Origin of the sequence: Actinoplanes couchii, assembly GCF_016862075.1 — a bacterium.
In the GTDB taxonomy this organism is placed as follows: Bacteria; Actinomycetota; Actinomycetes; order Mycobacteriales; family Micromonosporaceae; genus Actinoplanes; species Actinoplanes couchii.
In genome coordinates this window covers 43,989-57,043 of the sequence record NZ_BOMG01000040.1, presented here as the reverse complement: position 1 = coordinate 57,043, position 13,055 = coordinate 43,989, and the positions used below count along the sequence as shown (strand labels likewise).

Annotated in this window: 13 protein-coding genes; 2 read left to right on the top strand and 11 right to left on the bottom strand. The window is 69.1% G+C overall.

The window, feature by feature from the left end; genetic code table 11:
* The first annotated feature begins 68 nt into the window (after positions 1-68).
* Entirely contained in the window at positions 69-2,858 is a 2,790-nt protein-coding gene (locus Aco03nite_RS14000) for an AbfB domain-containing protein (protein ID WP_239145144.1), read from the top strand.
* Between the two features lie 7 nt (positions 2,859-2,865).
* Here the strand turns inward: Aco03nite_RS14000 and Aco03nite_RS13995 are convergent, their stop codons facing one another.
* The 4 genes from Aco03nite_RS13995 to Aco03nite_RS13980 form a co-directional block, all read right to left on the bottom strand.
* The gene (locus tag Aco03nite_RS13995; RefSeq protein WP_239145143.1) at positions 2,866-3,168 is read right to left on the bottom strand and encodes a transcriptional regulator; all 303 of its coding nucleotides are present in this window, start codon (positions 3,166-3,168) and stop codon (positions 2,866-2,868) included.
* Positions 3,169-3,226: 58 nt separating this feature from the next.
* Positions 3,227-3,991 (bottom strand): hypothetical protein, encoded by a 765-nt coding sequence (locus Aco03nite_RS13990; RefSeq protein ID WP_203795509.1) that lies wholly within the window; start codon positions 3,989-3,991, stop codon positions 3,227-3,229.
* A gap of 116 nt (positions 3,992-4,107) precedes the next feature.
* The gene (locus Aco03nite_RS13985) at positions 4,108-4,455 is read right to left on the bottom strand and encodes a hypothetical protein (RefSeq protein ID WP_203795508.1); all 348 of its coding nucleotides are present in this window, start codon (positions 4,453-4,455) and stop codon (positions 4,108-4,110) included.
* Positions 4,452-4,916 (bottom strand): hypothetical protein, encoded by a 465-nt coding sequence (locus Aco03nite_RS13980; RefSeq protein ID WP_203795507.1) that lies wholly within the window; start codon positions 4,914-4,916, stop codon positions 4,452-4,454. The genes Aco03nite_RS13985 and Aco03nite_RS13980 overlap by 4 nt, the downstream gene beginning before the upstream one ends.
* 299 nt (positions 4,917-5,215) lie before the next feature.
* On the opposite strand from Aco03nite_RS13980, the gene Aco03nite_RS13975 reads away from it, so the two are divergent.
* Positions 5,216-7,660 (top strand): glycoside hydrolase family 94 protein, encoded by a 2,445-nt coding sequence (locus tag Aco03nite_RS13975; RefSeq protein WP_203795506.1) that lies wholly within the window; start codon positions 5,216-5,218, stop codon positions 7,658-7,660.
* 16 nt (positions 7,661-7,676) lie between these two features.
* Here the strand turns inward: Aco03nite_RS13975 and Aco03nite_RS13970 are convergent, their stop codons facing one another.
* The 7 genes from Aco03nite_RS13970 to Aco03nite_RS13945 form a co-directional block, all read right to left on the bottom strand.
* Complete coding sequence (locus Aco03nite_RS13970; protein ID WP_203795505.1) at positions 7,677-8,330, bottom strand: response regulator; 654 nt, start codon at positions 8,328-8,330, stop codon at positions 7,677-7,679.
* A complete protein-coding gene (locus tag Aco03nite_RS13965; protein WP_203795504.1) occupies positions 8,327-9,463 on the bottom strand; it encodes a sensor histidine kinase in 1,137 nt (378 codons plus the stop codon). The genes Aco03nite_RS13970 and Aco03nite_RS13965 overlap by 4 nt, the downstream gene beginning before the upstream one ends.
* Before the next feature lie 161 nt (positions 9,464-9,624).
* Positions 9,625-9,744: an SDR family oxidoreductase gene (locus Aco03nite_RS54045; RefSeq protein ID WP_275415864.1), complete on the bottom strand. Its 120-nt coding sequence runs from the start codon at positions 9,742-9,744 to the stop codon at positions 9,625-9,627.
* A complete protein-coding gene (locus tag Aco03nite_RS13960) occupies positions 9,741-10,355 on the bottom strand; it encodes an SDR family NAD(P)-dependent oxidoreductase (protein WP_275415863.1) in 615 nt (204 codons plus the stop codon). Before Aco03nite_RS13960 ends, Aco03nite_RS54045 begins: the two co-directional genes overlap by 4 nt.
* Entirely contained in the window at positions 10,346-11,641 is a 1,296-nt protein-coding gene (locus tag Aco03nite_RS13955) for an enolase C-terminal domain-like protein (protein ID WP_203795503.1), read from the bottom strand. Before Aco03nite_RS13955 ends, Aco03nite_RS13960 begins: the two co-directional genes overlap by 10 nt.
* The gene (locus tag Aco03nite_RS13950; protein WP_203795502.1) at positions 11,638-12,156 is read right to left on the bottom strand and encodes a fumarylacetoacetate hydrolase family protein; all 519 of its coding nucleotides are present in this window, start codon (positions 12,154-12,156) and stop codon (positions 11,638-11,640) included. Before Aco03nite_RS13950 ends, Aco03nite_RS13955 begins: the two co-directional genes overlap by 4 nt.
* Positions 12,157-12,981 carry an amidohydrolase family protein gene (locus tag Aco03nite_RS13945; RefSeq protein ID WP_203795501.1) on the bottom strand — a complete coding sequence of 275 codons (825 nt, stop codon included), beginning with the start codon at positions 12,979-12,981 and terminating at the stop codon, positions 12,157-12,159.
* Between the last annotated feature and the right edge of the window lie 74 nt (positions 12,982-13,055).

The following is a 13,055-nucleotide window of genomic DNA, read 5'->3' as shown; positions in this document are numbered from 1 at the left end:
CTTCTGTCGAGGTTCCGGAAACTGTTCGGAACCTTGACAGAAGATCGGCGCTGATGGATGAATGCGACATGCGCCGTCTCGTAGCCCGTACCGCCGCAATGGTGGTTTTCGCCGCCGCCGGCCTTGCCGGAGCCGCATCCCCCGCCACCGCCGCGATCGTCCCCAAGACACCCCCGCTGACCACACCCTGGAGCGCTCAGGTCTCCACCACGAATCCGCTGCCGGAATATCCGCGCCCGCAGATGACCCGCCCCGACTGGCAGTCGCTGAACGGGGAATGGGAATTCCTCAACCCGGCGACCGGCACGGGCGGAACCGTCGACCGGAACGCCGCGCCACCGATCGGGCAGACCCTGCCGGAACGGATCCTAGTGCCCTACCCGGTGGAATCCGCGCTCTCCGGGATCATGCGCAACGACAACCGCGACCTGATGTTCTACCGGCGCACCTTCACCGTTCCGCCGAACTGGTCCGGCCGCCGGGTCCAGCTGCATTTCGGCGCGGTCGACTACGAGGCCACGGTCTGGGTCAACGGCGTTCAGGTCACCACCCACAAGGGTGGGTACGACCGGTTCGAGGTCGACGTGACGCCGCAGCTCAACGGTGGGACCAACGAGATCGTCGTCCGCGTCTACGACCCCACCGACGGGCGCGGTGAGAAACAGCCGGTCGGCAAACAGACGAACAATCCGAGCGGCATCTTCTACACCCCGAGTTCGGGGATCTGGCAGACCGTCTGGCTGGAGCCGACCGCCACGTCCTCGATCTATTCCGCCGACATCTACCCGAACATCACCGGCAACACCGTTCGGGTACGGGTGTTCACCCGCGGAAACGTCAGTGGTCACACGGTTCTGGCCGAAGCCCTGAACGGCTCGGCAGTGGTCGGTTCCGCCACCGGGGGATTCACCGACTTCACCGTCCCGGTGCCGAACGCCCGCCGCTGGTCCCCGGACGATCCGTTCCTGTACAACCTGCGGATCTCGTTGCGGAACGCGTCCGGAACCACCGTCGACCGGGTCGTCAACTATTTCGGCATGCGTGAAGTGGGAACGAAGCTGGTCAATGGCGTGCTGCGGCCGACCCTCAACGGCGAGTTCGTCTTCCAGGCCGGAACCCTGGACCAGGGCTTCTGGCCGGACGGCCTCTACACCGCGCCCACCGATGCCGCGCTCGCCTTCGATCTGCAGAAGCACAAGGATCTCGGCTTCAACATGGTGCGCAAGCACATCAAGGTGGAGCCGGCCCGCTGGTACTACCACGCCGACCGCCTCGGCCTGCTGGTCTGGCAGGACGTGCCGTCCACCCCGCCGTTCGACGCGAACCGGACCGCCGCGCAGATCGCCCAGTTCGAGACCGAGGCCCGGGAGATCGTCGACGAGCACCGGGCGTTCCCGTCGGTGATCACCTACGTGCCGTTCAACGAGGGCTGGGGTGAGTGGAGTCTCGCCGACACCCGCTCGGTGACCTCGTCGCTGAAGGCCTACGACCCGACCCGGCTGATGAACGCGCACAGCGGCTTCAACTGCTGCGCCTCCCAGGGTGACCCCGGTACCGGCGACATGATCGACTGGCACGTCTACACCGGACCGGACGCCCCGCAACCGTCGTCGTCGCGGGTGTCGATCCTCGGCGAGTTCGGCGGCATCGGGCTGCGCACACCCGGCCACGAGTACAGCCCGAACGGGCAGTACTTCGCCTACGAGCAGGTCTTCAGCGGCGCCCAGCTCACCGACCGGTTCACCGGCATGATCCGCGACTCGCAGCGGCTGCTCACCACCAAGGGCCTGTCCGGTTTCGTCTACACCGAGATCACCGACCTGGAGGGGGAGTACAACGGCCTCCTGACCTACGACCGGCAGATTCAAAAGGTCGACACCGCGGCCGTACGGTCGGCGCTGACCGATCTGATCCGGGCCTCACGCAACCAGAACGCGACGGTGCCGCTCAGTCTCGGGCACGTGCGCTCGTTCCGGGTCACCACGCCCGGCTACACCGACCGGTACCTGCGGCACGCCTCGTCGCTGGCCCGCACCGACGTGATCAGCGGTGACGGGCCGCGGCAGGACGCGTCGTTCCGTACCGTCGCCGGTCTGGCCGATCCGCGCTGCTACTCGTTCGAGTCGGTCAACTTCCCCGGCCAGTACCTGCGGCACGCCTCCGGCCGGGTCCGCATCGACGCCGCTCCCGACGCCGGCGACGCCACCTGGTGCGCGCGCCCCGGCCTGGCCTCCGGCGGCGTGTCGTTCGAGTCGTTCAACAACCCGGGTTCGTACCTGCGGCACGCTTCGGAGAACGTCTACCTGGCCGCCGGCGACGGATCCGCGTCGTTCGCCGCCGACGCCACCTGGAACGTGTCCGAGCCGGCCCGGTGGCGGAGCTCGGTGCTGCTGCCGTTCGACGTCCGGCGTTCACTGCAGGTGGCCACGTGGGGTTACACCGACCGCTACCTGCGGCACGCCGACAGTCTGGGCTGGACCGAGGTGGTGAACTCCGGCAGCAGCGCCCTGCTGAAGGCGGACGCCACGTTCACGCTGCGCCGGGGGCTGGCCGACAATTCCTGCTACACGTTCGAGTCGGTCAACTATCCCGGCCAGTACCTGCGGCACGCCGCCGGTCGCATCCGCCTGGCGTCGAACGACGGATCATCACTGTTCGCGGCCGACGCCACGTTCTGCGCCCGGCCCGGCCTGAGCGGCACCGGCGTCACCTTCGAATCGCTGAACTTCCCCGGAAGCTTCCTCCGTCACTACGACGCCCAGGCACACATCGCCTCCGGTGCCGGCACCGGCGCTGATCGACCGCTGACCCTGACCGCCGACAGCTCGTGGACCGTCGCCAACCCCTGGACCCCGTAGCCGCCGGTCAATCGTCGAGATCCGCCGCCTGCAGCCGGGCGGTCAACTGTTCCAGAGCGGACAGTTCGTCGCGGAGGGCACGCCGGCCGTCACGGGTGAGCTTCACCCAGGTGCGCGGCCGGTTCCCCTCGTACCCTTTGGTCAGTGTGACCAGGCCGGCGTCGACCAGAACCTGCACGTGCCGGTTCAGGTTGCCGTCGGTCAGGCGCAGCTCGGAACGCAACGTCGAGAACGCGCACACCGGAATCTCGGCGAGCATCACCAGAACCCCGAGCCGAACCCGCTGATGCGTGACGTCGTCCAGCCCCACCGCCGGATGAGCCGGAGTCCCGCCCACCGCAGCTTCGGCCTCGGGTTTCCTGCTCACCTCAGCGCGCCGAGCGCGCGCGGAAAGCCCGGAAGAGGCCGGTGAGCAGCAGCGGAAGCGACATGAACAGCAGCGCCGGCCCCGGCTGGTCCAACCCCAGAATCGTCAACTGGCCACCCAGTGCCGGGCCGGACCCGCCACCCAGCACCCACGTCTGCCATCCGAAAAGCCCTCCCACCTGACCCATGGCACAGAACTGCCAGGCTACGGCAGCCATCCACGCGCCGGACAGCGCGATGCCGGGGCTGCGCTCGACCACCCCGAGCGCGATCGCGGCCACCGCGACACCGAGCAGCGGAGTCAGCAGCCCCTGCCACCACGAGGTGGTGAAGGTGGGCTGGCCGGTCGGCGCCGCGATCAGCGCCAGCAGGAGGAACAGCGCGATCCCGTTGGCCGTGGCCGGAACCTTCCAGGCCACCCGGACGCCGTGCTCCCGTTCCCGCCGCCGGTACCAGTGCGCGACCACGGTGAACGCCAGAGGCGCGGCGACCATCCAGAACAGGAAGGACCCCATGCTGTTGCGCTGCTGCTCGGGAAGCCCGGCCCAGTACGGGTACCCGACACTCCCGCCACCTCCGTTCCCGTCCCCGCCCCGGTCGAGCACCGAGGAGAAGGGACTCCGGTACAACACGATGCTCAACACCGGCAGCGCGGCGAGCACAAGAGCAGGCAGCCAAGCGCCACCCCGCCCGATCTTCCGGCTCCGGGCCCGAAGCGCCCCCATCTCAGCAAGCACAGCCGAGGCGTCCTTTTCGTTCCCGTTCATACGATCCTCTGCATCCCAGAAAACTTTGGATTACAGAGTGAGTCCCGCGACCGTCGATGTCAACATCACCGCAGGCAGGGTGCCGGAGCCTTGACCAGGTCCGGAGAAAGGGGTCGCTACCTGCCCCGGGTGTCGGTCTGCTTCGGGTGTCCCGTGCCGGCCTGCGTGATCCACAGCGTGCGGTTGCCGTCGTCGATGGCGTACCAGATGCGGCCCGCGCCGGTCACCTCGAACTGCCACTGTTCGAGTGCCGCTCCGCCGAGCTTCACGACGCCCAATTGTCCTTTCAGCGGGTGCTGGCGCCGGTCGACGTGGCGGGGATCGCTGGTCATGGCCGTCCATGCACGGTCCAGGTTGTCCGGGACCGCGCTCAGCAGCCGCTGCCATCCCACGAAGGCCTGACGATCTGCCGCGCGCACGGTCCACGGTCTGGGGCGGGGGATCTCGGCGCCGCGTCCGCTCATGTGGGGATCTCGGCGGGCCGCCCGATGGTGGGGCCGTCGCCGGCGAACGGACCCTGCAGCCTACGGGCGAGCTCCGGGTCGGACCACGCCTCGGCCGTCGACCGCCACGAGGCGAGATTGCGGGCGAACGGGATCAGGAGGCCCGTGTCGGCGCCGGCCAGCAGATCGGCGAGTAGTTCCCGGACGCAGGTGACGCGCTCCTCGGCCGGTAGCCAGGTCAGCCAGGGCAGTTCCTCGGCGAGTGCCTCTTCGGCCAGGTCCTGATGGCGCCGGGCGAGGATCGCCAGCGACCGCGCCGCGATGCGGAGGCCGGTCGAGACGGCTTCGAAGCGCTCGGCCCGGGTGAGGACGAGATTCTCCTCGTCGCGCCGTTCCAGGATGACATCGGCGTCGGTCAGGGACGGCAGGACCTGCGACGGGCCTCGGAGGAACGCACTGTAGGAGAAACTCTGCACCGTCATGTTTTCAGCGTATCTGAAGTAGTTCAGATAAAGCAGCTCAGCGACGGGTAGGGGGATGCCGGCCATCTTCGCCTCTCTTGTCTCGTGCCTCCCGTTCGGGCGGGAGTAAAGGGGATCACCGGGTGGCGGTGGCGAGTCGGACAGCGTGTGAGGCCGGTGGAAGGGAAGGGGCTTTTCGGACTGGTCTCAAGTGGCGGTTGGGGCGGTAAAATGTTTGGTTATGGGAGCGCTCCCAGAAAGCGCTCCCAGGCCGACGGCGATGGGCCGGGCGGGAACGACTGGCTACGCGGGAGGACCTGTTGCGCTACGGGCAATTCGACGATGAGCAGCGTGAGTACGTCATCGATCGGCCGGACACGCCGCTGCCGTGGATCAACTACCTCGGTACGGACGCCTACTTCGGGATCGTGTCCAATACCGGTGGTGGGTACTCGTTCTACCGTGACGCCCGGCTGCGGCGGCTGACCCGGTACCGCTACAACAACGCGCCACTGGATCTGGGTGGGCGTTACGTGTACGTACGTGACGACGCGAGCGGTGACTACTGGTCGCCCACCTGGCAGCCGACTCCGGAGCGGGAACTCGACGACTACGAGTGCCGGCACGGACTGTCGTACACGAAGATCGCGTCGTCCCGGGGTGGAATCCGGGCCGAGACGCTCTACTTCGCGCCACTGAACGAGACGCTCGAGGTCTGGCGTGTGCGCGTAACGAATGATCGTACGGAAAATGCGGATTTGTCGCTTTTCTCGTCCGTCGAATTCTGTCTCTGGGACGCCCAGGACGACGCCACGAACTATCAGCGGAACTTCAACACCGGCCAGGTCGAAGTCGTCGACGGCGTGATCTACCACAAGACCGAGTACCGCGAGCGCCGCGACCACTTCGCCTACTTCGCGACGTCGGCCACCGAGGACCTGGTCGGATTCGAGACGCAGCGGGAATCGTTCCTGGGGCCCTACCGGGGCTGGGATCGGCCGATCGCCGTGGAGAGCGGGACGGCGAAGAACAGCATCGCGCATGGCTGGCAGCCAGTGGGTAGCCACCACGTCAAGGTCAGACTGGAGCCGGGCGAGACCCGCGAAGTGATCTTCGTGCTGGGGTATGCCGAGAACCCGAGGGACGACAAGTTCGACCCGCCGGGTTCGCAGACCCTGAACAAGACGCGGGTCCGCCCGATCATCGACCGCTGGCTCGACGGCGCCCGGGTGCAACGTGGCTTCGACGACCTGCGCGCCTACTGGGACGACCTGCTCGGCTCGCTGACCGTGCGCACCCCGGACGGCGACACCAACCGGATGGTCAACGTCTGGAACGCGTACCAGTGCATGGCCACCTTCAACCTGAGCCGTTCGACGTCGTTCTACGAGTCGGGCATCGGCCGGGGCATGGGTTTCCGGGACTCCAACCAGGACCTGCTCGGGTTCGTGCACATGATCCCGGAGCGGGCCCGGGAGCGGATCCTGGACATCGCGGCCACCCAGAAGGCGGACGGCGGTGCGTACCACCAGTACCAGCCGCTGACCAAACGCGGGAACAACGACATCGGCGACGGCTTCAACGACGACCCGTTGTGGCTGATCCTGGGCGTGGCGGCGTACCTGAAGGAGACCGGCGACCACGCGTTCCTGGACGAGCAGGTGCCGTTCGACAACGTCGAGGGGTCGGAGCGGAGTCTCTACGAGCACCTGCAGCGCAGCCTGCGATACACCCTGGACCGGCTGGGCCCGCACGGGCTGCCGCTGATCGGCCGCGCCGACTGGAACGACTGCCTGAACCTGAACTGCTTCTCGGACACCCCGGGCGAGCCGTTCCAGACCACCGAGAACGCCTCCGGCGGGGTGGCCGAGTCGGTGTTCATCGCCGGTCTGTTCGTGCTCGCGGCCAAGGAGCTGGCGGTGATCGCCGGACTGCGCGGGCAGGACGGCGAGGAGGTCGTCTACCGGGCGGCGGCGGAGAAGATGGCCGGCACGATCACCGAGCACGGCTGGGACGGTTCCTGGTTCCGGCGGGCGTACGACTTCCACGGCAACGTGATCGGCTCGGGTGAGAACGACGAGGGGCAGATCTTCATCGAGCCGCAGGGCATCTGCGTGCTCGGCGGGGTCGGCCTGGACGACGGGCTGGCCACAAAAGCCCTGGACAGTGTGGCCGAGCGGCTGGCCACTCCGCACGGGATCGTGTTGCAGCAGCCGGCCTACTCGAGTTACCGGATCGAGCTGGGGGAGATCTCCTCGTACCCGCCGGGTTACAAGGAGAACGCGGGCATCTTCTGCCACACCAACCCGTGGATCATGATCGCCGAGGCGATGGTGGGCAACGGCGAGCGGGCGTACGACTACTACCGCCGGATCAACCCGTCGGCGCGTGAGGCCATCAGCGAGGTGCACCGGACCGAGCCGTACGTCTACGCCCAGATGATCGCCGGTAGGGACGCGCCGACCCACGGCGAGGCCAAGAACTCGTGGCTGACCGGCACCGCGGCCTGGAACTTCGTGGCGATCACCCAGTGGATCCTGGGTGTCCGCCCGGACTTCGCCGGCCTGCGGATCGACCCGGTGCTGCCGGGGGACTGGCCCGGTTTCGAGGCGACCCGCACGTTCCGCGGCGCCACCTACGAGATCACCGTCCGGGGCGCCGGCCGGGTGACACATCTGCTGGTCGACGGCGAGCGCATCGACGGCACGCTGGTGCCGCCGGCCCCGCCCGGAGCAGTGGTCCGGGTAGAGGCGATCCGCGAATAAGGAGGATGCCGGGGGCTCAGAGGGCCCCCGGCACCACCAACCCGGACTCGTAGGCGGTCACCACCGCTTGGGCGCGACTGGACAGTCCCAGTTTGGCCATCAGCCGGTTGAGGTGGGTTTTCACCGTCGCCTCACCGAGTGTCAGGTCGGCGGCGATGTCGGCATTGGACCGCCCGGTCGCGACCAGCCGCAACACCTCCAGCTCCCGTCCGGTCAGCGCGGCCAGAACGGACGGGACACCTGTCGAGGCGCCGGTGTGCGTGTACGCCTCGATCAGCCGCCGGGTCACACTCGGCGCGAAGATGGTGTCCCCGGCGGCGGTGGTGTGAATGGCCTGGATGAGCCGTTCCGGGCTGATGTCCTTGAGCAGGAATCCGCTGGCCCCGTTGCGCAGCGCGGCGTAGACGTACTCGTCCAGGTCGAACGTGGTGAGCACCAGGATCCGGGTGCGGGTGCCGCCGAGGATCCGCGACGTGGCGGCCACCCCGTCCAGGCCGGGCATCCGGATGTCCATCAGCACCACGTCCGGTTGCAGGGTGGCGGCGAGGGCGACCGCGGTCAGCCCGTCGGCGGCCTGCCCGGCGACCTCGAGCCCGGGCGCGGCGTGGATGAGGGCGACCAGTCCGGCCCGGATCAGATCCTGATCGTCGACTACGAGCACACTGGTCATGGGTACGGCAGCGTAGCGGAGACCCGGAACCCATCCGTCCCCTGTGGACCCGCATCGAAGGTTCCGCCGTAGAGCGCGACCCGTTCCCGCAGCCCTACCAGGCCGTGCCCGGTGCCGGGGGATCCGCCCGCCGGGACGCCGTCGTCGGTCACCGTGATCGCCAGCCCGGACGAGGAGAACCGCACGAGCACGGTGGCACGGGCCGGCCCGGCGTGTTTGATCGCGTTGGTCAGCGACTCCTGCACGATCCGGTAGGCGGTCAGCGCGATACCGGGCGGCAGCGGCCGGGACGTCCCCTCGACGGTGAGCGTCACCGGCAGCCCGGCGCCCGCGACCCGGGCGGTCAGATCGGGCAGCCCTTCCAGGCCGGGCAGCGGCTGCCTGATGTCGGCCTCGTCGGCCTCCCGCCCCAGCCGGAGCAGCCCGAGCATGCGGCGCAGCTCGTCGAGCGCCTCGGTGCTGGTGGTCAGCACCGCGTCCAGGGCGCCGTGCGCGGTGTCCGGGTCGGAGCGCAGCACGTACCGGGCCAGCCCGGCCTGCACCGAGATCACCGACATGTGGTGGGCGACCACGTCGTGCAGTTCGCGGGCGATCCGCACCCGCTCGTCGACGAGCACCCGCCGGGCCAGGTCGGCCTGCCCGCGCCGCAACTCCTCGGTGGCGTCGGCGAGCCGCCGGTTGGTGACCTCCAGCTGCCGGGCGCCGTGCCCGATCCACCACACCACGAGCGGGATCGCCAGGCCCTGCCCGATCACGCTGGCGATCGACGAGCCGGGGGTGACCCAGCCGCCGTAGATCCAGACGGCGGTGCCGAGGACGACTCCGGTGGGCGCGGTCCATCGCGGACCCACGGCGGCGGCGGTGTACAGAGCGATCAGCAGCGGGTACGCGATGACAACCGGCCAGTAACCCAGGCTCACATAGCCGAACCAGACCACGTGCCCCCACACCAGGACCACGCCCGGTGCCCGTCGGCGCAGGGCCAACGGCACCGTGACGGCCAGGATGAGCAGCACCGACCACCCGTCCAGCGGCGTCCACTGCTCGACCGGGGTCTCCCGGGCGAGCAGCAGGCTGATCGCGGACATCGCCACGGCCAGGGCGCCGTCGGCGAACAGGGGGAGGGCAGGCATCGACGAACCCTAACCCGTCTACCGCATGGGTTTACCCCGGTCTCCATCCTCAGGTGGATGACGACGGTGCGATTCCGGATTAACTTTCTACCCGCGGGTTCCACCGGGGGGCCGGGATCCGCGCGGCCTGATCAGCTGGCGGGCTGATCAGGTCAGCGCTCTCACCGGGGCAGCCGCAGATCGGACATGCCGCCGTCCACGGCAAGCGACATCCCGGTGGTGGCGCCCGACGCCGGCGAGACCAGGTACTGGATCGCCGCGGCCACCTCGTCCGCGCTCACCAGGCGTCCCGTGGGTTGCCGCGCGGCGAGCCGCGCCTTCTCACCCTCGGGTCCTCGGTGCGCGCCAGCAGCCGCCCGACCCACGGAGTGTCCACCGTGCCCGGCGCCACACAGCACACCCGGATCCCCTCGCCGACCAGGTCGGCGGCCATCGACAGGGTGAGCGCGTGCACCGCGCCCTTCGACGCCGAGTAGAGCGCTCGCTGCACCAGGCCGGCGTTCGCCGCGATCGACGACAGGTTCACGATCACCGGGCTCCTACTGCGCCGCAGGTAGGGCAGTGCTGCTCGGGAGGCGCGGGCGATCCCGGTGACGTTCACGTCCAGGACGCGTGCCCACTCGGCGTCGTCGTTGTCCTCGACCGTGCCGACCGAGCTGATCCCGGCACTGTTGATCAGAAAATCGATGCCGCCGTACGCCCCGGCCAGCTCGGACATCGCCGCGTCCAGTGATCCGCCGTCGGACACGTCGCACTTGATGAAGTGGCCGGCTCCCGGGTTCAGGTCGAGGATCCCGACCTTCGCCCCGGCCAGAGCCAGCCGTCGTGCGGTGGCCGCCCCGATGCCCGAGCCGCCGCCGGTGATCGCCGCGACGAAACCGTTCAGCTCCATGCCGCCCCCTCCGGGTACGAATACCGGAGCAGCGATTCCGGCCGCATCCGGGTCGAGGAACCGGGCGCGGACGGAGCCCGGTAGGCGCCCCGTTCGATCACGACCGGGTCGATGAAGTGCTCGTGCAGGTGATCCACGTACTCGATGACCCGGTCGTCGAGACTCCCGGACACCGCCACGTAGTCGAAGAAGGACAGATGCTGCACCGCCTCGCACAGGCCGACCCCACCGGCGTGCGGGCACACCGGTTTGCCGAAGACCGCGGCCAGCAGCAGGATCGCGATGTTCTCGTTCACCCCGGCCACCCGGCACGCGTCGAGCTGCACGAAGTCGATCGCGCCGGCCTGCAGCAGCTGCTTGAAGACGATCCGGTTCTGCACGTGCTCGCCGGTCGCCACCCGGATCGGGCCGCCACCGGGCGCCGCCGTCAGCAGGCCCCGGCGGATCGCGGCGTGTCCCAGGATGTCGTCGGGGCTGGTCGGTTCCTCGATCCACCACGGGTCGTAGGGGGCGAGCGCGGCCATCCAGTCCAGGGCCTCGCCGACACCCCAGCGCTGGTTGGCGTCGACCGCGATCCGGATGTCCGGGCCGACCGCTGCCCGGGCCAGAGCGAATCGGCGTACGTCATCGGCCTGATCCGCACCGACCTTGAGTTTGATCTGCCGGAAGCCGGCCGCGACGGCCTCCCGCGCCAACCTGTCGATCTTCTCGTCGGAGTAGCCGAGCCAGCCCGCCGACGTCGTATAGGCCGGGTATCCGATCTGCTGGATATGCGCCGCGCGTTCCGCCCGTCCCGGCACCGCGTCGGTGAGCAGATCGCGGGCGGCCGCCGGGGTGATCGCGTCGGTCAGGTACCGGAAGTCGACCAGGTTCACCAGCTCGTCGGGCGACATCTCCGACAAATACCGCCACAGTGGCTTTCCGGCCTGGCGGGAGACCAGGTCCCAGGCCGCGTTGATCACCGCGGCGGCGGCGAGGTGCATGACACCCTTCTCCGGCCCGAGCCAGCGGATCTGCGAGTCATGGGTGAGCCGTCGGGAGAAATCCCCCAGGTCCGACAGGTCCGCGCCGATGATCAGCGGCGCGAGAGCGTCCAGCGCCGCCCGGCAGACCTCGTTGCCCCGCCCGATGGTGAAGGTGAAACCATGACCTTCCAAACCTTCATCCGCTTTCAGTACGACATAAGCCGCGGAATAATCCGGATCCGGGTTCATCGCGTCCGACCCGTCCAGGGAGAGCGACGTCGGGAACCGGATGTCGTGACTGCTGACCGAGACGACCCTCATCCCTTGACCACCGACCGCAGGCGCAGCGGGAGGGTGACCTCGTCCGGCGTGATCAGCCACGGCCCGAGCGGGTTGAACGTCTCGCACGACTTGCCCTTGGACCACTGCCCGCCGGACCTGTCGAACGGAAACTCCCGCTCCGACACGTCGTCGACCAGCGCGTATCCGGCGACGCCGGCAAGCGCCTCCGCGGGGGAGGAGAGGTACCGGGCGGTACGGCCGATCACCACGCCCAGCTCCACCTCCCCGTCGGTACGCCCGGAGTTGCGCGGCAGGGCGATGTCGTCCTCCGGCCCGGCCACGGTGTTCGGCGCCTCGTGGAAGACGATCGGCGGGCCCACCCGGGCGCCGTCCACATCGGCCGCCGGCAGGTCGGCCGGATCACCCCGGAAACCGCCCGCGGCCAGGAACGCCGCGTCGATGTCGGCGGTCACCGAAGACAGGTCGTAGAGCGAGCCCTCGGACCAGAGAACCGGACGTTCCGCGCCGGGCGGGCCCACCCGTAGATACCTCAACTACCGCTCCCATCGATAGACACGGGCCGCGTTGCGCCCGAAGATCCCGTCCGGGCGACCGCCCAGAAGCTCCGCCGTCACGTCCACCACCTGCTGGTACGTGGCGGTCAGCCGGCACACCGGCCAGTCCGAGCCGAACATCAGCCGGTCCGGGCCGAACAACTCCAGCGCCGTCTCCACGAACGGCCGCAGATCGTCCGCGGTCCACGCCGGGCCGGCCTCGGTGACCAGGCCGGAGAGTTTCGCCGTCACGTTCGGGCGGGCGGCCACCGGCGTGATCAGATCCCGCCACTGCTCCAGCTCGCCGCCGGCGATCGACGGCTTGCCCAGGTGGTCCAGGACAAACGTGGACTCCGGCAGGTCGGCGGCCGCCCGGGCCACCGACGGCAGCTGTGCGCTGCGCACGACCAGTTCGTTGACCAGTCCGGCCGCGGCCACGGTGGCCAGGCCCCGGCGTACCGCAGGCTGGTCCAGAAGGTCGTCGGGACCGGCCTGGACCTGGTCGCGGACCCCGGCCAGCAACCCGCCCCCGGTCCGGCGGCGATGGGCCGCCAAGGTCTCCGCGAGATCCGGATCGGTCAGGGACGCCCAGCCGACCACCGCCACGATCTCCGGCGTGGCCGCGGCCAGTTCCAGGAACCGGATCGTCTCGTCGCCGGTGCAGAGCCCGGCCTCGACCAGCACGGTCCCGGTGAACCCGGCGGCGGCCAGATGCGGCAGCAGGTCGGCCGGCCCGAAGTCCTGCCGCAACTCGTCCGGCAGCCACGGATAGCCGGCGGTCCAGAAGTGCTGATGCGCGTCGATCACGGGGGAGAACGGATCCACTGACCGGGTCCTTTCGTAGATCCTATAGGATCTACGAAACTGTTTAACGGGTGTCGATGCGGAAAGTCAACCGG

Bases quoted from the DNA above. Each gene is read 5' to 3' on its own strand.
- Aco03nite_RS14000 (WP_239145144.1), top strand. From the start codon at position 69: ATGCGCCGTCTCGTAGCCCGTACCGCCGCAATGGTGGTTTTCGCCGCC.
- Aco03nite_RS13990 (WP_203795509.1), bottom strand. From the start codon at position 3,991: ATGAACGGGAACGAAAAGGACGCCTCGGCTGTGCTTGCTGAGATGGGG.
- Aco03nite_RS13985 (WP_203795508.1), bottom strand. From the start codon at position 4,455: ATGAGCGGACGCGGCGCCGAGATCCCCCGCCCCAGACCGTGGACCGTG.
- Aco03nite_RS13980 (WP_203795507.1), bottom strand. From the start codon at position 4,916: ATGACGGTGCAGAGTTTCTCCTACAGTGCGTTCCTCCGAGGCCCGTCG.
- Aco03nite_RS13970 (WP_203795505.1), bottom strand. From the start codon at position 8,330: ATGACCAGTGTGCTCGTAGTCGACGATCAGGATCTGATCCGGGCCGGA.
- Aco03nite_RS13965 (WP_203795504.1), bottom strand. From the start codon at position 9,463: ATGCCTGCCCTCCCCCTGTTCGCCGACGGCGCCCTGGCCGTGGCGATG.
- Aco03nite_RS13960 (WP_275415863.1), bottom strand. From the start codon at position 10,355: ATGGAGCTGAACGGTTTCGTCGCGGCGATCACCGGCGGCGGCTCGGGC.
- Aco03nite_RS13955 (WP_203795503.1), bottom strand. From the start codon at position 11,641: ATGAGGGTCGTCTCGGTCAGCAGTCACGACATCCGGTTCCCGACGTCG.